This is a genomic window from Bacillus sp. EB106-06-01-XG163 (assembly GCF_058791615.1).
The window spans coordinates 35,545-55,119 of sequence record NZ_JBYTDS010000015.1; the positions used below are offsets into that span (position 1 = coordinate 35,545).

At 44.7% G+C, this 19,575-nt stretch carries 24 protein-coding genes and 1 pseudogene; 19 read left to right on the plus strand and 6 right to left on the minus strand.

All coding sequences use genetic code 11. From position 1 onward, the window contains the following. Window positions 1–76: 76 nt before the first annotated feature. The 15 genes and pseudogenes from AC3WTF_RS16205 (at window position 77) to AC3WTF_RS16275 (ending at window position 11,186) form a co-directional block, all read left to right on the plus strand. A complete protein-coding gene (locus tag AC3WTF_RS16205; protein WP_003151259.1) occupies window positions 77–220 on the plus strand; it encodes a YwzD family small protein in 144 nt (47 codons plus the stop codon). 215 nt (window positions 221–435) lie between these two features. Continuing rightward, a complete protein-coding gene (gene tkmA, locus AC3WTF_RS16210; protein WP_007407552.1) occupies window positions 436–1,182 on the plus strand; it encodes a protein-tyrosine kinase activator TkmA in 747 nt (248 codons plus the stop codon). Next, window positions 1,169–1,858 carry a CpsD/CapB family tyrosine-protein kinase gene (locus AC3WTF_RS16215; protein WP_007407551.1) on the plus strand — a complete coding sequence of 230 codons (690 nt, stop codon included), beginning with the start codon at window positions 1,169–1,171 and terminating at the stop codon, window positions 1,856–1,858. Before tkmA ends, AC3WTF_RS16215 begins: the two co-directional genes overlap by 14 nt. A 45-nt stretch (window positions 1,859–1,903) precedes the next feature. Beyond that, on the plus strand, window positions 1,904–2,668 hold the full coding sequence (locus AC3WTF_RS16220) for a tyrosine-protein phosphatase (protein WP_015418388.1): 765 nt from the start codon (window positions 1,904–1,906) through the stop codon (window positions 2,666–2,668). Window positions 2,669–2,867: 199 nt separating this feature from the next. After that, a complete protein-coding gene (locus AC3WTF_RS16225; protein WP_129003476.1) occupies window positions 2,868–4,193 on the plus strand; it encodes a UDP-glucose dehydrogenase family protein in 1,326 nt (441 codons plus the stop codon). Window positions 4,194–4,256: 63 nt separating this feature from the next. Next, window positions 4,257–5,045: a YwqG family protein gene (locus AC3WTF_RS16230; RefSeq protein WP_047936266.1), complete on the plus strand. Its 789-nt coding sequence runs from the start codon at window positions 4,257–4,259 to the stop codon at window positions 5,043–5,045. A 280-nt stretch (window positions 5,046–5,325) separates the two neighbouring features. Beyond that, window positions 5,326–5,760 (plus strand): coiled-coil domain-containing protein, encoded by a 435-nt coding sequence (locus tag AC3WTF_RS16235; RefSeq protein WP_015418385.1) that lies wholly within the window; start codon window positions 5,326–5,328, stop codon window positions 5,758–5,760. Next, window positions 5,760–6,020: a YwqI/YxiC family protein gene (locus tag AC3WTF_RS16240; protein ID WP_007614257.1), complete on the plus strand. Its 261-nt coding sequence runs from the start codon at window positions 5,760–5,762 to the stop codon at window positions 6,018–6,020. The genes AC3WTF_RS16235 and AC3WTF_RS16240 overlap by 1 nt, the downstream gene beginning before the upstream one ends. A gap of 19 nt (window positions 6,021–6,039) precedes the next feature. Next, window positions 6,040–7,213: pseudogene (locus AC3WTF_RS16245) on the plus strand (ribonuclease YeeF family protein); the annotation flags it as partial. Between the two features lie 23 nt (window positions 7,214–7,236). Next, complete coding sequence (locus tag AC3WTF_RS16250; RefSeq protein ID WP_412677485.1) at window positions 7,237–8,007, plus strand: polymorphic toxin type 15 domain-containing protein; 771 nt, start codon at window positions 7,237–7,239, stop codon at window positions 8,005–8,007. 18 nt (window positions 8,008–8,025) lie between these two features. Then, window positions 8,026–8,568, plus strand: a complete 543-nt coding sequence (locus AC3WTF_RS16255; RefSeq protein ID WP_047936265.1) for a T6SS immunity protein Tdi1 domain-containing protein — start codon at window positions 8,026–8,028, stop codon at window positions 8,566–8,568. A gap of 118 nt (window positions 8,569–8,686) precedes the next feature. Next, window positions 8,687–9,124 (plus strand): SMI1/KNR4 family protein, encoded by a 438-nt coding sequence (locus tag AC3WTF_RS16260; RefSeq protein WP_129003472.1) that lies wholly within the window; start codon window positions 8,687–8,689, stop codon window positions 9,122–9,124. Window positions 9,125–9,296: 172 nt separating this feature from the next. Continuing rightward, entirely contained in the window at window positions 9,297–9,737 is a 441-nt protein-coding gene (locus AC3WTF_RS16265; RefSeq protein ID WP_025649364.1) for an SMI1/KNR4 family protein, read from the plus strand. A 191-nt stretch (window positions 9,738–9,928) separates the two neighbouring features. After that, entirely contained in the window at window positions 9,929–10,429 is a 501-nt protein-coding gene (locus tag AC3WTF_RS16270; RefSeq protein ID WP_012118621.1) for a hypothetical protein, read from the plus strand. Between the two features lie 40 nt (window positions 10,430–10,469). Beyond that, window positions 10,470–11,186 carry an endonuclease V gene (locus AC3WTF_RS16275; protein WP_492314309.1) on the plus strand — a complete coding sequence of 239 codons (717 nt, stop codon included), beginning with the start codon at window positions 10,470–10,472 and terminating at the stop codon, window positions 11,184–11,186. Between the two features lie 157 nt (window positions 11,187–11,343). Here the strand turns inward: AC3WTF_RS16275 and chrA are convergent, their stop codons facing one another. The 3 genes from chrA to chrS are packed head-to-tail and all read right to left on the minus strand — an operon-like array spanning window position 11,344 to window position 12,957. Beyond that, window positions 11,344–11,880, minus strand: a complete 537-nt coding sequence (gene chrA, locus AC3WTF_RS16280) for a chromate resistance efflux protein ChrA (protein ID WP_039063762.1) — start codon at window positions 11,878–11,880, stop codon at window positions 11,344–11,346. Next, window positions 11,877–12,467: a chromate efflux transporter subunit ChrB gene (gene chrB / locus AC3WTF_RS16285; RefSeq protein WP_015418372.1), complete on the minus strand. Its 591-nt coding sequence runs from the start codon at window positions 12,465–12,467 to the stop codon at window positions 11,877–11,879. The genes chrA and chrB overlap by 4 nt, the downstream gene beginning before the upstream one ends. 13 nt (window positions 12,468–12,480) lie before the next feature. Next, window positions 12,481–12,957, minus strand: coding sequence for a chromate efflux transcriptional regulator ChrS (gene chrS / locus AC3WTF_RS16290; RefSeq protein WP_007407537.1), 477 nt, complete (start codon window positions 12,955–12,957; stop codon window positions 12,481–12,483). Between the two features lie 207 nt (window positions 12,958–13,164). Here chrS and ggt point away from each other — a divergent pair, with 207 nt between their 5' ends. Further along, on the plus strand, window positions 13,165–14,742 hold the full coding sequence (gene ggt, locus AC3WTF_RS16295) for a gamma-glutamyltransferase (protein WP_277507199.1): 1,578 nt from the start codon (window positions 13,165–13,167) through the stop codon (window positions 14,740–14,742). A gap of 7 nt (window positions 14,743–14,749) precedes the next feature. Here the strand turns inward: ggt and AC3WTF_RS16300 are convergent, their stop codons facing one another. From AC3WTF_RS16300 to AC3WTF_RS16310, 3 genes are all read right to left on the minus strand, one after another. Then, a complete protein-coding gene (locus AC3WTF_RS16300; RefSeq protein ID WP_061047032.1) occupies window positions 14,750–15,094 on the minus strand; it encodes a DUF4181 domain-containing protein in 345 nt (114 codons plus the stop codon). A gap of 165 nt (window positions 15,095–15,259) precedes the next feature. Beyond that, on the minus strand, window positions 15,260–15,880 hold the full coding sequence (locus AC3WTF_RS16305) for a flavin reductase family protein (RefSeq protein WP_007407534.1): 621 nt from the start codon (window positions 15,878–15,880) through the stop codon (window positions 15,260–15,262). Between the two features lie 156 nt (window positions 15,881–16,036). Next, window positions 16,037–16,606 carry a CotG/ExsB N-terminal domain-containing protein gene (locus AC3WTF_RS16310; protein ID WP_339073213.1) on the minus strand — a complete coding sequence of 190 codons (570 nt, stop codon included), beginning with the start codon at window positions 16,604–16,606 and terminating at the stop codon, window positions 16,037–16,039. Between the two features lie 140 nt (window positions 16,607–16,746). Between AC3WTF_RS16310 and AC3WTF_RS16315 the strand changes: the two genes are divergently transcribed. The 3 genes from AC3WTF_RS16315 (at window position 16,747) to AC3WTF_RS16325 (ending at window position 19,573) form a co-directional block, all read left to right on the plus strand. After that, window positions 16,747–17,841 (plus strand): CotH kinase family protein, encoded by a 1,095-nt coding sequence (locus AC3WTF_RS16315; RefSeq protein ID WP_015240725.1) that lies wholly within the window; start codon window positions 16,747–16,749, stop codon window positions 17,839–17,841. A gap of 122 nt (window positions 17,842–17,963) precedes the next feature. Beyond that, on the plus strand, window positions 17,964–18,857 hold the full coding sequence (locus AC3WTF_RS16320) for a hypothetical protein (protein WP_007614229.1): 894 nt from the start codon (window positions 17,964–17,966) through the stop codon (window positions 18,855–18,857). A 41-nt stretch (window positions 18,858–18,898) separates the two neighbouring features. Further along, on the plus strand, window positions 18,899–19,573 hold the full coding sequence (locus tag AC3WTF_RS16325; RefSeq protein ID WP_007407530.1) for a hypothetical protein: 675 nt from the start codon (window positions 18,899–18,901) through the stop codon (window positions 19,571–19,573). Window positions 19,574–19,575: the final 2 nt, after the last annotated feature.

Sequence of the window (19,575 nt, forward strand, 5' to 3'; positions counted from 1 at the left end):
AGAGATTGCAAAACAGCACCCGACAGCATATAATAATCTTGTTTTCAATTTAATGGAAGCCGAAAGGAAACGAATGATGAAGAAAACGAAGTTAGATCAAGAGGAGTTTCTGAAGATTTTAATGCATGCGCACGACATTGGTGAGCAGTCCTCTGAGATGACCACAAAAGAAATGCTTGAGAATTTGATTTCTTATATTAAAAATGGATATGCAACATAAAATCCCGCAGGCTCTTGGCCGCGGGATTTTTTAATCTTCCTGTGACACCAGTATTTAAAGCGCTTACAAAATTAAAACAGATTGAAGTGATTGTCTATTTTTGTCGAATTTTGTCATTTGAAAAGGTTAGAAATGACAGTTTAAAACTGTATAATCGTAATTGGAAAAGATCATTGGAGGGAATGGGAATACGCGGAAAGTGATATGGAGGTTATATGGGAGAATCTACAAGCATAAAGGAAATATTCGCAATACTGAGAAAGCGTCTGCTGTTTATACTTATTATTACCGCGGCGGCATCTGCCGCAGGCGGACTCATCAGTTTCTTCGCTCTTACGCCGGTCTATGAAAACTCAACTCAAATTTTGGTCAGCCAATCCAAAAACAATCAAAAAGAAGTCCAATTCAATGATGTTCAAACCAACCTCCAATTAATCAACACGTATAATGTCATCATCAAAAGTCCGGTCATCCTCGATGAGGTGATTAAACAACTGCATCTGTCCATGACTTCGAAAGAGCTGGAATCGAAAATCACGGTGTCCAGCGAGCAGGATTCACAAGTCGTGACGATTGCCGTGAGGGATACGGATGCTAAGCGGGCGGCCGTTATGGCAAATGCGGTTGCAGCCGTTTTTCAGGACAAGATCACCGCCATCATGAACGTGGATAATGTCAGCATCCTTTCAAAGGCCGAAGCGGCGGACAGCCAGTCACCGGCAGAGCCTAACCGTAAGCTGAACATCGCGATTGCGTTTGCCGCCGGACTTTTGGGCGGAATCGGTCTCGCCTTTTTGCTGGAACATCTGGATAATACGATCAAATCGGAAGAACAGCTGGAATCGCTGCTCGGTATCCCGATCCTGGGAACGGTTACTTCAATCAGTACTAAAGACAGCGTTGCCAAAAACTTGAGGATGGCGGAAACCAAACAAGCGGGGGGCGGACATGTTGACGCGTAAAAAAGACAAACCCGGAAAACGAAGCGTGATCGCGATGTCTGAGCCGAAATCCATCAACTCAGAACAATATCGCACGATCCGCACAAACATTGAATTTTCTTCCGTTGATACGGAGGTGAAGTCCCTTTTGATCACATCCGCCGGTCCGGAAGAAGGAAAATCGACAACCGCGGCCAACCTTGCCGTCGTATTTGCACAGCAGGGGAAAAAAGTGCTTTTAATTGATGCGGATCTGCGCAAACCGACGGTTCATTTCACCTTCAAATTGGACAACGGAACCGGATTAACGTCGCTGCTGTTAAAACAGATGCCGTTTCAGAAAGCCGTCCTGCCGGCTGATGAAGCAAACCTGGATATTTTAACGAGCGGGCCGATCCCGCCTAATCCGGCGGAGCTTTTATCGACGGGTGCCATGAAAGATCTTCTGTCAGAAGCCGCCGAAGTTTATGATAAGGTGATTTTGGATACGCCTCCCGTCTTGGCCGTAGCCGATACGAAAATATTAGGCAGCTACACTGACGGGGCCATTATGGTGATCTCAAGCGGGAAAACGGACAAGGAACAAGCGGCCAAGGCAAAAGAAGCGCTCGATTACTGCCCGTGCAAGCTCCTTGGGGCCGTGATGAACGGGAAGAAACAAACGAAACACTCGGACTACGCCTATTACGGACAATAATGTCATAATGGGCGCGGTCCATTCTTTTTAAGGAGGGATTGAAATATGATAGATATCCATTGTCACATCCTTCCTTCCATAGACGACGGCGCGGCGGATGATACAGAAAGCCTGAAGATGGCGAGAGAAGCGGTCAGACAGGGGATTGATACGATCATCGCGACGCCGCATCATGTGAAATACCGCTATGACACGGACCGGCATACGGTCAACGAAGCGGTCAGCCTGTTAAACAAACGTTTGAACAAGGAAGGCATTCCGCTGACTGTTCTGCCCGGCCAGGAAATCAGAATAGACGGAGATCTGCTGGCAGGTCTTCAAAGCGGCTCGCTTGTTCCGCTCCATAATACAAAGTATGTGCTGGCGGAATTTCCGGCGGATCATGTCCCGGCCTACGCTGAAAGGCTGTTTTATGAACTGCAGCTGAACGGATATGTCCCCGTCATCGCCCATCCGGAGCGGAACAGGGAAATTCGCGAAAACCCTTCCGTTCTATACAATCTTGTGAAGAAAGGCGCGGCCGCCCAAGTGACGGCCGGCTGCATTGCCGGAGCATTCGGTCGGAAAGCGAAATCCTTTTCGCTGCAGCTGATGGAAGCGAATTTGATCCACTTTCTCGCATCTGACGCCCATAATCTCGGACCGAGAAATTTTTATTATCAGGAGGCGCTCGGCGTTCTGAAAAAAGAAGCAGGGGCTGAGCTGATTTACATGCTCACGGAAAATGCGGCGCTTCTCGCTGAAAACAAAGCCGTTTATAAGGAACCTCCGCTGCCTGTGGCCCGCCGTAAGCGCTGGGGCCTTTTTTAATCGTCGTCTCCATCCCGTTTAAATGAAGCGTAAGCGGCTGTTTTGCAAGATGATTCTTTTATGCTTATGCTATTATCAGCGGCCGGCGCCGTTTTTTCCTATCATGACCTCGGGCTTCCGGCATTCAGCCGGCGCCGGGATCATATGATAATAACGGTAAGCTGCCCAGCAGCAATTTCTAAACGGTTGGGGGAACACGATGAAAATAACAGTGATCGGAACAGGCTACGTCGGTCTTGTGACAGGAGTGTCTCTTTCAGAAATCGGCCATGACGTAACATGCATAGATATTGACGAACGTAAGGTTGAGCAGATGAGAAAGGGCTTGTCCCCTATCTTTGAACCGGGACTTGAAGATATGATGAAACGAAATATCGGCCGGCATCGGCTGGCATTTGAAACGAGCTACGAAAAAGGGCTTGCGGAAGCGGACGTTATTTTTATAGCGGTCGGGACACCGCAAAAAGAAGACGGGCACGCAAACCTTACTTATATTGAAAATGTCGCCGAACGGATTGCCGAACATATTTCTAAAGATGCGATCGTCGTGACAAAAAGCACGGTTCCCGTGGGAACGAATGACAGGATCAGCGAAGTTATTCATTCACGGCTGAAAGCCGACGTGAACATTTCAATCGCCTCGAATCCGGAATTTCTCCGTGAAGGTTCGGCAATTCGCGATACCTTTCACGGCGACCGCATCGTGATCGGGGCTGAAGACCGGCAGACGCGGGAAACGCTTGACCGGGTTTTCGCGCCGCTTGCGATTCCGGTATATCATACGGACATCAGAAGCGCTGAGATGATCAAATATGCGTCAAACGCATTTTTAGCGGCAAAAATCAGTTTTATTAATGAAATTTCTCATATATGTGAAAAAGTCGGTGCGGATGTGGAATCAGTCGCACACGGAATGGGATTGGATAAACGGATCGGCAATCAATTCTTAAGAGCCGGCATCGGTTACGGCGGTTCCTGTTTTCCGAAGGATACAAACGCCCTCGTGCAGATCGCGGGACATGTGGAGCATGATTTTGAATTGCTGAAGTCCGTCATTAAAGTCAACAATAACCAGCAGTCCATGCTGGTTGATAAAGTGCTGAACAGGCTCGGCGGTGTGACGGGGAAGACCATCGCGTTATTAGGGCTGTCTTTTAAGCCGAATACAGATGATATGCGGGACGCGCCGTCCATTGTCATTGCGGATCGTCTGGCGGCTCTTGACGCCCGGATGACAGCGTACGATCCGATCGCTTCATTTCGGGCTTCCGGGCTGCTTCCGGCTGAAGTTTCCTATCGGGAGTCCATAGAAGAAGCCGTCAGGGGAGCGGATGCCGTCCTGATTCTGACAGATTGGGAACAAATTAAACACTTCCCGCTTGAAGCGTACAAAGAGCTGATGGAAACCCCGGTTATTTTCGACGGGAGAAACTGCCACTCGCTTGAGGAAGCGGAACAGGCGGGCGTGGAATATATCTCAATCGGAAGAAGAGCCGTCGTGCCTCAGACTGATTCTGTCACTTGAAAGGCCGGCAGACCGCGTCGGCCTTTTATCATACAATCATTAGAGACGAAGGGGATATTAATCGTGGAAAAAACATGGAAATTGCCGAAGCAAATGGAATCATCCCGCGGTCTGCTGGAAACGTCAGCACGGCCTTTTATCAAACTGCACGTCAAAAAAGCTGAAACGGGACGGTATGACAGTAAAATTGCCGGAGACCCCTATTTTCCGAAACATGAACCATATCCTAAAGATGAAAGCGGCAGGCCGATGAAGCTTCTCGCTCAAATCAATTTTGCGGATATGCCCGGACTCCCTGATTTTCCGGACACCGGCATTCTTCAGTTTTACATATCGGTCAGTGATGACGTATACGGTCTGAATTTTGACGACGGGTGCGCGCAAACGGGTTTCTGCGTCAAATATTTTGAACATGTGACAGCAGAAGAAGCGGGGCTCATGGATGATTTTTCTTTCGTTCATGTTGAAGAGGAGTACGATTTTCCGATTCAATCAGAAGCGCTGATCACCCCTGAGCTGTCTGCTGAATGGGTGCTCCCGTCTGATTTTCAATTCAGGCAGTATGCCGGGATGGATGCCTTTGACTATTTCGAGCAGTTTGACGATGAGGTGTATGACGAATATACGGCGAACGCATTCGGCCATAAAATCGGCGGCTATGCGTCCTTCACCCAGGAAGATCCGCGGTCTTATTCTCATCAAAACCATACGATTCTGCTTTTGCAAATTGATTCAGATGATGACATTGATTCGATGTGGGGAGATGTGGGAATCGCCAATTTCTTTATCAGACCGGAAGATTTGAAGAAAAAAGATTTCTCAAACGTTTTGTACAACTGGGACTGCAGTTAACGACAGTATGATGATCATGATACAAGGCAAAGGAGACGGTTAATCACTGTCTTCTTTTTTTTAGGGAATTTATCATGGATACATAGAGGAGATCGATGAATGGATATGCCGTTTATGTGAGTCTTTTGGCGTTAATGATGAGCATCTCGGCTGTTGAAAATAAGCCATTTAACCTATTTAAGCTGCTTTCTGTCTATTTTAAAATATAATATATGGAAATATAGTATGGAAAAGTCTGTGCTTTTTGTACGACTTTTTGCGTAAGACGAGGTGAAAACAGATGAGCCATTCAAGCACATTAAGCCATATTAACAGCACGATCAGCCATAAACTGGGCGAGGTTGAACACCAAATTGATAAATTAAAAGAAGCGAAAAGAGAGATAGAATCTCTGCAGGAAGAGGGCGTATCTGAAATCAGGGACATCCTCAGGCCGCACCTGGATCATCATTGGACCGGCACTTTTGCTGAAGAATTTGATGACCGGCGCGATCAGGCCCATACAGAAGCATACAGAATCGTCACAGACAAATACGACGGTTATATTTACCGAATCGGCTTAAAGATGACACAGCTTGAAATTGAAAAAGGAGGGCTCCTTGCCGCCAGAAGCATCGCGAGAGAGGCAGAGCACCTGCTGACGCTGGGAGAAGAAGCCCTTGACACGGTCGGAGAAAAAATACAATCAATCAAAAAAAGCTGGAGTTGGTTTTAATGGCAGAAATAAAACTCAAATACGGAGCCGTCATGAAGCAGCTTGAATCCGTCAGCAGCGCTTTGGAGGCCGTTTCGATCGGGAACGCCGGTTCAAACGGAAAAAACAAGCTCGACTATACCTCCAAATACCAATCCCGCGAGGCAAAGCTTGTATCGATGATCAGCGAATACAAGCAGGCCGTTCATAAGAATATCGCGGACGTTAAAGACAACGTAGATTCTTTGAAAGAACAGGACGAGGCGATCGCCGTAAAATAACGAAAGAAAGGACTTGCCGATGAGCAAAGTGTTTGAATCACAATCGTTAACGGACGAAGCAGATAAGAGAAAGAAACAATACGAAGCCCTTGAAGAGCAGCTGCGTGCGCTCAAACAAGCCTTTCAAGGCGTGGCCGATCTGGGTGATGCTTTGAAAGGGAAAGGCGCAGACAATATAAAAGATTTTTTTCAGGGACAAGCGGAAATCGCCGACAGCTGGCTGACGCTTGTCTCTGCTCAAATTGCGTTTTTAAATGGCATTTCAGGTGACATTAAAGATCAAGAACTCAGCGATACATATGTGGAGACTTCATTTTTGGAGCATGAGCTGCCCAACGCGGATTTGAAAGCTTCAGAGATTGTCTCCGCTCATAAAGCAGAAATCGATTCAATTTTGTCAGGCATCAGCGATATTATTCATCTCGACACATATACGCTGGATGATTACGCTGATAAAATGGGCGATGCCCAGAAAACCAGACGTGACACGATCACGGCAGTCGATACGCTTGATGAATCCCTGACTGCTGAATATCAAAACTTAGAATCTCTGGACAACGCCGTGCTCAGCAAATATTCTGTTCTCATGCAGGCCACCAGCAACGGGAAAAGCGCATCCCCTATGTACTATGACAAAAAAGCCTTCCACAGCAATGAAATCTACAAAAGCGTCACGGCGACAGAAAAACAGGGAACGGACTATATTGACGCAAAAGCCCAGCAGGCCGAAGCAAGACGGCTTCAGGAAAAGGCTGAAGAAGAAGCCAATAAACCATGGTACGAAAAAACATGGGACGGAATCTGCAACTTTACCGGCGAAGTCACCGGCTATTATGATTATAAAAGAGCAGCCGAAGGCGTTGATCCGGTGACCGGAGAAAAGCTCTCCACCGCAGAACGCGTCACAGCCGGAGCGATGGCCGCCGCCGGATTCATACCGGTCGTCGGCTGGGCAGGCCGCGCTTTCAAAGGCGGAAAAGCCATTTACAAAACCGGAAAAACCGTCATTGCCGCAGAACATGCTTTAGATGCCTATAAAACAGGAAAATCCTTAGACATTCTCAAAATGACAGAAATGGGCGCATACGGCCTTGTCGCCTCAAACGGATTCTCCGAAGCCGTCACAGGCAGAGATATGTTCGGAAACAAAGTGTCCGAGGAGAAGCGGAAGCAAGGGGCACTGGAAGCTGCGCTGAGTTTGGTTGGAGCCGGTGCATTGGCGAAGCATGTAAACAAAGGCATACCGCTTGCAAAATCGCCACAAGCATCAAAAGTTGAAAAAGGAAAAAAGATTCTAGACCAAGTAAAAGAATTCAAAGTACCGACGAATGTAAAAATTCGTGTCCACAAGACTGTCACACCGGATGGCGAAACTTTCCCAATCATTCATGCTGATGTGAAAACGACTGCTGTGAAAGATCTTGGGATTGTGAAGATGGCGGGTAGTGGTAAAGGCACCAAGGGTACGGGTAATGTAAGGCATTTAGATGATGTACCTAGAATAAGTGAAATTGAAGTTAACTTTAAGAGAAATATAAAACATGATCCTGAAGAATTTGCAAGACAACTAAAAAATCAAGAAAAAGGAATGAACGAATTAACAGTTAACGAATATTTGAAAAATAGAGAAAGATATATTGCTAAAGGTAGAGCGATAGAAGGAAATGCTGCTCAAAAAATGGCTAGACAAGAAGCGCTTAAAGATAAAATTGCTGAACTACGAAAGCAAGGACTCTCAAGAGCTGATGCGACTAAACAAGCTTCAGATTGGATGGACACACAAGCAGCGCTTCACAATCCAGATCAAATAGCTGGAGGAAGGGCAGACAGTATTGGTGGTTTAGGGGATAAAAGAGTTAATTCCTCCTTAGGATCACAATGGAAATATAGAATTGATATTGTTGATGAGCAAATTAGGAAAACGGCAGAGAATATGTCACCTGCAGAAATAAAGAATACTTATTTGAATGTAAAGTTGACCCAATAACAAAAGGGGGCATTTTAATTGGATACCTTTGAGAACTATATTAAATACGATACAGTTGATGAAAGAATTACTTTAAGATATAAAGACAAACTTCCTGCAGAACTGATAGAAGTATGGGATAAATATGGTTTGGGAACATTATTAAACGGTTTTTTAAAAGTTATTAACCCAGACGAGTATTTAGATATCTTAGAAAGATGTTATATGAGGTACGAGCAAGCGATTCCTATTTTCACCACCTCAATGGGTGATATTATAGTATGGGAAAAAGATAAATACGTTAATTTATTAAATTTTAGAAAAGGGCATGTTCATGTTGTTTCATCTGGATTTGATTTCTTTTTTGATGATTTAAAAGATAATGATTTTATGAATGATGAATTAATGTGGGAACCTTATCCTGAAGCTAGTAGAATATACGGTAAACCTGATTATGACGAATGTTTCGGATACACTCCTTTACTAGGTTTAGGTGGATCTGAAAAAGTAGAGAATCTAGAAAAGGTAAAATTAAGAGAACATATTCTTATTATTACTGAATTTATGGGGCCAATTGAATAGGATTGGTGTTAAGACAAGCACTTGATTTGCACTTAAGGCATCAAGTGCTTCTTTGTATGTAACAGGAATAGCTGAACGAAAAATGAATGTTTGCTTTCCAAGGAGGTAAAAATAGTTCATGGCTGAATTTGAATTTATAAATCATTTAGAAAATAAAACATATAAGGTACCTGAAGAGGATATATTAAAAGCTGAACAAAGAATGAAAGTAGATATTCCAAATGATTTAAAACAATTATATTTAGAAGTCGGTTATGGTTTTATTAAAGGTGAAAGTGATAATGCAATTAATAGGATATTGGGGCCAGGGGCAGTAGCCGACATTAGACTAAGAGAAGGAATTTTTGAGTTTGACCCAGATTTAGATGAACTTTATGATGATGAAAATAAACTTATTTTTTTTGAAGTAAACGAGGGTGTTTATATTTCTATAGATTTACAATTAGAAAACAATCCAAAATTTTATTTTGACACTCAAATAGCTGAGTCGTTAGAGGATTTTTTTAAAAAGTTCCTCAATGATAACGAATATTATATTGATTTAATTGAGGATTAGACTTAAAAATGGGATAGTTAGAAGAATTAATTGACCTTGATTGGCTAGTGAAGCCTTTCAAGGTTTTTTACGAATGAATTGTTATTTTCTGTTTAAAATGACTTAAATGTCTGTTGGGCTATGAACCCCGTCACAGGAGAAAAACTCTCCCACTCAAAGGAGGTAAATAATTGTGAAATATGATTTCATTAAAACTTACAAAGAAAATACATTTTATCAAGTAAGTGAGAATGAAATCTTAGAAGTAGAAAATAAGTTAGGATTAAGGTTACCTTATGATTTGAGACAGTTTCTTCTTGAGGTTGGATACGGCTTTCTGAAAAAATCAGAATATAATATTAATCGCATTCTTGGACCTGCTTCAATTAGAGATGCAAGATTAAAAGTTAATGACTTTGAGTTTTATCCAGATATAGAAGTTTATGAGGAACTTGAAGAAGATAAATTGATTTTTTTTGAAGCAAATGAAAGTGCTTTATTGTTAATTGCATTAGGCAATGAACAAAACAATTCAATATATTACGATGATATAAAAATTGCAGATTCATTAGAAGAGTTTTTAATAGAACTTATGAAAAATGATAAATATTATCTTGATTTAATTGAGGATTAGACTTATAAGAGGGAATGGTTAGAAAAATTAATTAAACTTGATGGCTGCTGAAGCCTTTCAAGGTTTTTTCATAGGTGAATTGTTGTTTTCTGTTTTGTAAATTCTGAATAATTTATTTGGCTTTAGGCTGCGTTCCGGTTACCGGAGAGTTGGTAACCCTACGGTTGTACTTAGGAAAGGTGTATAAAGTAATGAAATACGGACATTATCATAATCAGGTAAAAGAAGTTATTGATTTTTCCAAAACCTTTAAAGCAGTTGCATCACATGATATCTCTTATTTTACTAAAATTATTAATGATGAAGAAAAAGCTAAGTACTATGCTTACGAAGATGTAATTGGTGAAGATGAATATGCGTGGAAAGATATAAAAGAAAACGAGATGAGTGAGGTATGGGGAAAATTTTATGAATTAAACGATGATCAAAAACCACAAAACCTAGACATGCTTCTGAAAATTTTTTCGGAAAATGTCAGAAGTGCTACGACTGAATTTAATACTTTTCTTGAAGAGATCGTAGCAGATCTAAATAATTGTGCAATAAATAGAGCAGTAAACGGGAAAACAGACAATTTTTTTGAAAAACTTTTCAAAATTTATAAAGCGGGCTATTTTCCATGTGGCTGGGATGGAGATTATCCTTATGGAAGTTTTATTGCGTTGTATATCGAAATGAAGAACTTGAACTGATAAGACGATTTTAGAAATGAAAATGAGGAAAACCAATGAAATGAAAATACATCAAATTCACGATTTTGATCTAAATGATGAATCGGATTTTATTCGAACACAACAATCCCTAATACATAAAATCAACCTATCCCCCGTCATCCATCCAGACTCCGTCAACACATGCGCAGGCGTCGACCTCGCTTATTGGGAGCAGGACGGGGAACCGTACGGCGTATGCAGTATCATCGTGATTGACGCTGATACAAAAGAAGTGATTGAAAAAGTGCACAGCATGGGGAAAATCAGTGTGCCGTATGTGTCCGGTTTCCTCGCGTTTCGCGAGCTGCCGCTGATCATCGAAGCGGCCAAAAAGCTGGAGGCGGAGCCGGATGTGTTTTTGTTTGATGGCAACGGGTATCTGCATTACAATCATATGGGCGTTGCCACCCATGCGGCTTTTTTTCTGGGAAAGCCGACGATTGGGATTGCGAAAACCTATCTCAAAATCAAAGGCTGCGATTTTGAGATGCCTGAAAATGAAGTCGGCGCCTACACCGATATTCTCATTGACGGCGAGGTATATGGCCGGGCGCTTCGGACACGGCGGGACGTGAAGCCTATCTTCTTGTCTTGCGGACATAACATTGATTTAGAAAGCAGCTATCAGATCACAATGAAAATGATCAATCGGGAAAGCAGGCTGCCGATCCCTGTCCGTCTGGCTGACCTTGAAACGCATGTTTTGCGAACGTTTTATCGGAAAAATCACGTGTAACACTTGCAGTCCGGGAGGCTGCAAATGTTTTTTATTGATCAGGCCATCTGGGAGGATGACAGGAACCACATGTAAGAAGCATAGACGAAGAAACAGTTATCTATATCGAACAACATATCGGGACTGAAACAAAAAGCACCTGTCCAGGTGCTTTTCTTTATAAATGAGGAACCACAAGCCCTCCATACAAAAACGCCGCGATAATCAGGAAGGCCGGATGCATCTTGAATTTTGTCAAGGCAAGGAGGGAAATCCCCGCAATCATTATCGCTTGAACCCAGCCGATCGCTTTGATGCCGTCTGCGCCGATTTGCCAGGTAAGAATGAGCATCATGACGGCGATGACAGGCTGGACGGACAGCGTCATACCTTTGATGACGGGAGATTGGCGGAAGCGCTGAATGATGCGCAAGAGGACGATCAATGCGAGCGCCGACGGTACGACGGTGGCGATCAGCGCAATCAGGAACCCGGGCCATCCGCCTGCGCTGTAGCCGACATACGCCGCGATTTTGGTTGCGATCGGGCCCGGCAATGCGTTCGCAAGCGCGAGCATATTTGAGAATTGATCGTTTGAGAGCCAGCTGTATCTGTTGACGACTTCTTCAAACATCAGCGGGATCGACGCCGGTCCGCCTCCATATCCGAGTACGTTTGCGACAAAAAACGCCATAAATACATAAATCATGATCATGAGGCAGACATTCCTTTATCTTTTGAACGTTTATTTGTGATTTTGTCTTTCAATTTAAAATGAAACGCGCCGTATGCTAAGAAAATAATAATGACAAAGCCGGGATTGATCTGCAGCGTTTGCAGGCCGATAAAAGCGATGATAAAAAACAGAATGCCCGTGACCCAGCCGAAACCTTTAAGCGCTTTTTGGCCAAACTCGTACGCCATAATGCCGAGCATGACGGCGATTACCGGTGTTACGGCGCCAATCATGCCGGCAACAATTGCTGAGTGGCTTAAGACATTGACAGCCGCAAACAAGCCTACCATAGCAAGACATGTAGGCAGAATATGGGCAAGGGTTGCCACGATTGCGCCTAACGTGCCTTTCAGCTTAAAGCCCAGATACGCGGCCATTTTTGTGGCAATCGGTCCAGGAAGCGCATTTGCGATCGCTAATATTTCTCCGAATTCATCATCATCTATCCATTTGTATTTATTGACGGCTTCATGGCGGATGAGCGGGATCACCGACGGGCCGCCCCCGAATCCGAAAATGCCCGTTCGGACCATCGCCGCCGTAATGTCCCAATAGGGATGTTTCATGGCTATGTCCTCCTTACAGCTTCATGCCCGTTCTGCTTTTATACCGTTTAATCAGCATTTGGCAGTCGACGCTGACGACGCCTTTTTGCGTATAGAGCCGTTTTGTCAAAAACTCTTCCATCTCCTGATCATTTGCGAAAATGCCGTGCATATGCAGCTTGCTCGGTCCGGTCATATGATAAAGGCTTGTCACGGCCGGTTCCTTTTCAAGCTTTAATGCGGTTTCCTCCAAATACTGCGGCTCCACCTCCACATTAAAAAACACGGACACATGGCGGCCGATTTTCGCCGGGTTGATGACAGCGGTGAATTTTTCAATCACACCGGCATCCAGTAAATGCTGAATGCGGTGCTGAACCGCCACTCGCGACAGGTTAACCCGCTTTCCTACGTCTGTATAGGAAATCCTCCCTTCCTCGTGCAAAATCGAAAGAATCTGTTTATCCGTTTCATCAAGGACAAGATTCGGTATGCTGTATTCATGTTCCAATCCGCTTCACCTTCCTTCATTTGGTAGACATTATTGTATCATGAAACGTTACGGTATGAAGGGAGAAATTTTTTATTGTTTTCGATACGTAATAACTTAGAATTATTTCTTATCGAAAAGTAAATAGTGTGTGAGATTTTCTTTCAGGAATGTGGATGGCCGCGAAGCCGCTTTTTATACTTGAGAAAATTTGTAAAGGGGCTTGCCATGAATACTTCAACCATCGGAACGAAACAAATGGTCGTCAGTCCGCATTATCTCGCTTCTCAGGCGGGGGCCGGCATTCTGGAAAAGGGCGGAAACGCATTTGACGCGGCAGTGGCGGTCAGCGCCTGTCTGGCAGTCGTGTATCCGCATATGACGGGTCTTGGCGGGGATTCATTTTGGCTCACTTACCATAAAGAAACGGGACGAATCAAAGCTTATAACGGGAGCGGCCGTTCAGGGAAGCATGTGACGAGAGACTTGTATCGGGGCAGAGAAGCGATCCCTCTGCGCGGGACAGAAAGCGCCATTACCGTTCCGGGAATGGCGGACAGCTGGGATGCCGTGCTTTCGGCGTACGGGCGTCTTTCTCTCGCTGAGGTGCTGAAGCCAGCTCTTGATTATGCGGCAAACGGATTTCCAGTGTCCGCCGACCAGTGCGCCCACACAGAACGCAATCTCGCTCTTTTAGTCTCGATGCCTTACACCTCGGCCATTTTTACGAGAAACAAAAAAGCGCCCATGCCCGGTGAACGGTTTGTCCAAAAGGATCTGGCGGCCAGCTTGGAGCAGCTTGCCCAGAAAGGCAGAAGCGCTTTTTATGAAGGAGACCTCGCTCAACGCATCACATCCTTTCTGCAAAACAACGGCAGCCGTCTGACACTTGATGACTTTAAAGCCCACCGCGGCGAGTGGACGAACCCGGTATCCTCCAATTACCGCGGGTGCAAAATCTATCAGGCTCCGCCGAATTCACAGGGTTTTACAGGCTTAATGACGCTCAATATATTGGAAAACTATGATTTTTCTCAGATTGAACACGGTTCCTTTGACTATTATCATCTGCTGATCGAGGCGCTGAAGAAGAGTTTTCAGCACCGGAATGAAGTGCTGACTGATCCGGCATTTTCTCATATTCCGCTGGATCGGCTGCTTGATAAACGGTATGCAAAGCAGCTCGCGGAAGAAATCGGTAACGTGGCTGCGCCGGCGGTAAGCCGGCCGGTCGGAAGCGACACAGCTTATGCCGCCGTCGCCGATGCGGAAGGAAATGCCGTTTCCTTTATTCAGAGCCTCTATTTCGAGTTCGGATCTGCCGTTACAGCGGGGGAGACGGGCATTCTGCTGCAAAACCGCGGGTCATTTTTTTCGCTGGACGGATCCCATGTCAATACACTTGAACCCTGCAAGCGGACGTTCCACACCCTCATGCCGGCGATGACCTGTAAAGAAGGAAAGCCTCACATCCTGTACGGAACCCAGGGAGGAGAAGGCCAGCCGCAAACTCAGACAGCGATGATTACGCGCATCATTGATTACAAAATGGACCCCCAGCAGGCGATCAATGAGCCGCGCTGGGTCTGGGGACGGACATGGGGAGAGGAGTATGAAGGGCTGAGGGTTGAAAGCAGAATCAGCCCTGAAACGAGAGAAGCCCTAAGGCAGAGCGGCCACCGCGTCGAGACCGTTGGTGATTTTGACGGGCTTATGGGCCATGCGGCAGCGATCGTCATTGATGAAGAAGGCTTTCTCCAAGGCGGGGCCGACCCGCGCGGCGACGGAGCGGCCGCAGGAGTATAGAGCTACGCTAACTGATGAAAAAAATAAGCACGCCAAGCGCGGCAGAAAGACCCGCGTAAAAAGAATTGTACACATTTTGCTTTTCCTCCCGCCGGTGCCGCCATTCCATTAAGCCGCTGCAGAAAAATAGCATGAAAACAACTCCCGCAAATACGTACATTTCATTGAAAAAAGTCACCGCTGCGATGCACGTAATAAGCAGTGTGATTTCGATTAATCGATGTGTGCCGTTTATCGGCTTCTGCTTTTTAACAGGCTTTGGCAAATTGAGAACTTTGACGGCAAATACTTGAAACATAAGGCTGAGCAAAATAAATACGGCTGAAAAAACCAGTAACTGAATGAAATCCATCGTCTGCCTCCTAAAAATGTGTCACTCGTTTCATACGGGTGAGGGCCTTGTAAGTTTCGGCATTCTATAAGACATTAGGCTGAGTTACATGGTAAAAGACTCAAAAAAGACCCCTTACGAAAGGGGTCTTTTTGACTAGTTTCTTCTATTATAATGGTTCCTGCTTCAGGTCGGGCGTACAAGTGTATATGTCTTCCCGAGTCTGGCGTATTCGTTCCCCGCGAGCCTTGCCGCAGGCTTCAGCTCATCTGTCCGTATGTAGCCTTTATCGGCGTCATATACTTGGTCATTCAAATGAAAACAAACGACTCTGCCGATGATGAGGTCTGTCGTCGTTTCTCCGCTGTCATTTTGGAACGGAAGATGGCGTTCGAGTATACATTCAAACCTCACTTTTGCTTCTTTTATACCGGGAACGCTGATGCAAGCGCTGTCTGTCACAGAAAAGTCTGTCATGCCAAGTTCACTGACATCAGGATCAAGCCTTGCCGCCGTTTTGTTAATGTCTTCAATAATGGACTCATCACTGACGTGCACCACGAATTCCCGATGAGCGATTGCGTTTCTCGCGGTGTCTTTCTGCCGACCGTCCGCGCGGCTGACTGAGATGGCCAGAAGCGGCGGTTCTGCGGAGACAACGTTATAGAAACTGAAGGGCGCCGCGTTTACGGCGCCGTTGATGGATGACCGCGTAGTGACAAATGCGATCGGCCGGGGAACAACTGTGCCCGAAAGCAATTTGTAAGTGTCTTTTGCGTTCAGTTCGTCTGCTCGTAAGATATGCATGATTTCGGCCGCCTTTCTTTATCGTATGACCTGATTATACAGAAAGAAAATTCGGAAACACAACAAAAGAAAACCGGCTGCATATCTTATCACGTGGCATATATCTGATTGAGGAAAAAGGCTTCCGTTTAGCCGGCAGCCTATTTACGAATGGTGTTACTTGTAGTTTTTCTTTACAACCCAGATGTTCCCGTCTTTCCAGTACTCTGTTTTGCTGCAGTAATCGTCTTTTTTGCAAGGGTCTTTTTTATGAGGACGATAAGGTTTTTTCTGCGTGCGTTTTTTCTTGCGGCGGCATGATTTCTTGTGGCTGCGAGATTTTTTGTGAGACCGGCATGATTTTTTACGGCTGCGAGATTTTTTGTGAGAGCGGCGCGATTTTTTATGGCTGCGAGATTTTTTGTGAGAACGGGATTTTTTATGGCTGCGAGATTTTTTGTGAGAACGGGATTTTTTATGACTGCGAGATTTTTTGTGAGAACGGGATTTTTTATGGCTGCGAGATTTTTTGTGAGAGCGGCACGATTTTTTATGGCTGCGAGATTTTTTGTGAGAGCGGCACGATTTTTTATGGCTGCGAGATTTTTTGTGAGAACGGGATTTTTTATGCTTGCGAGATTTTCTCTTCTTACTGCTTTTTGGTTCTTGGTACAAATAATCTTCCAATCCCTCGGTGCTTGCGGACTTTACTGCTTCTTCGATATCAGAATGGGAATAGTGGCCCATTTTGAAACCTCCTCATGATATATGTTTTAAGGATGCGATCCTTACTACCACATAGTACGCATGAATGAAAAAAGTGTATGTGTGATTCGCTGAGTTTTATATAAAAAGCACAGCCTAAATTAATACAGGGAGGTTTACCGATGAAAGACCAATCAACATTGCCTCTATACCAGCTGTTTATTCACCCGAAAGACTTAATGGAGCTGAAAAAAGACATTTGGGATGATGATCCGGTGCCCGCGGTGCTGAGAGTGAATCAAAAACGGCTTGACATTGATCTGGCGTACCGCGGCTCTCATATAAGAGATTTTAAGAAAAAATCGTATCATATCGCTTTTTATTCGCCGAAAACATTTCGCAGGGCGAAAGAGATACATTTAAACGCTGAATACAAAGATCCGTCGATGATGCGGAATAAGCTGTCTCTCGATTTCTTCGCGGAGCTTGGGACGCTGTCACCAAAGGCGAATTTCGTAACCCTGCAAATCAATGGCAGACATGAGGGGGTGTATCTTGAGCTGGAGTCAGTGGATGAATATTTTCTGGCGAAACGGAATTTGGCGGACGGCGCTGTTTTTTACGCGGTTGATGACGACGCCAATTTCTCCCTCGTCAGTGATCTGGAGCGGGATACGAAAACATCGCTCGAACTTGGTTATGAAAAGAAAACGGGAACGAAAGAAGACGATTTATACTTGCAGGATATGATCTATAAAATTAATACCGTGCCGAAGTCAGAGTTCAAGGGGGAGATCGTCAAACACTTGGACGCCGATAAGTATTTGAGGTGGCTTGCGGGCATCGTGTTTACCTCAAACTACGATGGATTTGTTCATAATTACGCTTTGTACCGGAATCATGAAACGGGACTTTTTGAAGTCATTCCGTGGGATTACGATGCGACGTGGGGAAGAGACATTCATGGTGATCGGATGGAGGCCGATTATGTCAGAATACAAGGGTTTAATACCTTGACTGCAAGGCTTCTGGATGAACCGTATTTCCGCAAAGCGTACAAACGGCTTTTGGAAGAGACGCTTCAGACCCGGTTTACTATTGAACATATGAAGCCGAAGGTCATGTCACTGTATGAGCAGATCAGGCCGCATGTCGCGAAGGATCCATATAAGAAAGAAGAGATTGATTGCTTTGACCGGGAGCCTGAAGTGATTTGCGAATACATTAAGGAGCGGTCAGCCTTCATCAGCAGTGAGTTAGAGCGGTGGAATATCTGATTTGGAAATGAAGAAAGATTTTTTACAAATAGGCTGGTGAATCAGTTCCCGAAAATAATCGTGATACGTATATATGCATTATGCTTTTTACATTATGAGAAAAATGACTAGGAGGACAATAGATGAAACGCAATACGAAGCGGCAGCGGTCTGATGACAACTTTTTGCATGCAATGGAAGGAAAAGTGATTACTGTCTACCGGGGAGGCCCGGAGTCCAAGACAGGGAGATTAGCAGACATTCAATCGGATTATATCGCTCTTCAGGTTGATAATAAAATCGTTTATTATCAATGGAAACACGTGAAAAGTGTGACGGAAAATACGAGTGAAACCGTATCGCCGGCCGAAGCGGCAGAATGTGAAAAAGCTGATGATTTTCAAGACCTGATCAGCCGGATGACCAATCGCACGGTGCAATTGAATCAGGGAGGTCCGGAATCGAAAAGAGGAAAGCTTCACGAAACAGGGGATGATTTTCTCGTGCTGGAAACAGAAGATGACGGAATTGTATATTTTAACGCCGACCATGTCAAAAGCATCAGCGCGGAACAAGAAGAGGACGGCCAAGAGGAGGAGCGCCCGGAATTTGAAATGGCTGATGATTTTCACGGCATATTTAAACGCCTGATCCACAAATGGGTATCCATCAACCGCGGAGGTCCTGAAGCAGTTGAAGGTATACTTGTGGATAATTCCGACGGCCACTACACTCTTGTGAAAGATAAAGAAGTGCTGCGGATCTATCCTTTTCATATCAAGAGCATCAGCGAAGGGGCAAAAGGAGCAGCTAAAAAAGAGGAGAATAAAGACGACGAGAATAAAGGTGAGAAAGAGAGCGCCGAAGAAGAAAAGCCGCATGAAGAAGAATCACGCGAAGAGCAGCGTACTTCCTCTAAAAAGTCGAAAAGATCATCAAGATCCGTTCGATCCTCAAAACGGGAGGAAGAGAACTCTTATAGCTACGCCACTGTATTAAGGACAATAGATTATCGGTGGAAACACGGCCGTAAATGATTGGAAAGATTGTCCGTAAACGCGGGAGAGGGGGGAATGAAATGGCTGGATTAAGCAGATTTCTGGATAAACAAGTCGATATTGAGATATCGGGGAATACGACATTTTCAGGAACTCTTTTGGATATCGGTCAGGATATCATTGTGATTCATGACGGCCGGACGTTTCTTTATATTCCGCTGCTGCACCTTCAGCGGATGACATTGACGCTCCCGGACGAAGAGAATAAAGAACCGTACGCAAGAAAAAAAAGTCCGCATCCCGAAAAACAGGAACATTCCTTTTCTTACCGGAATACCCTCCAGCATATAAAAGGCAGATTCACAGAAATATTTGTTACGGGAGACCGTTCCATTCATGGGTATGTGACAAGTGTTTTAAATGATTATTTTGTTTTCTTCTCTCCGGTTTATAAGACTCTTTTCATCTCGATGCATCATTTGAAATGGCTGACACCCTATTCCGATGAGCAGACGCCGTATACATTAAACAGTTCAGAGCTGCCGGTTGTTCCCGCTAATGTGCCCCTTGTCCGGAATTTTGAGGAACAATTAAAAAGATATATCGGGAAGCTGATTATTCTGGATTTAGGAGATATACCGAATAAAGTGGGGCTGTTGCAGGATGTCTCAGATAATATTCTTGAATTGACCAATGCAGACGGCGATACTGTTTTTTGGAAATTGAATCATTTAAAAACCATGCACCTGCCATAAAT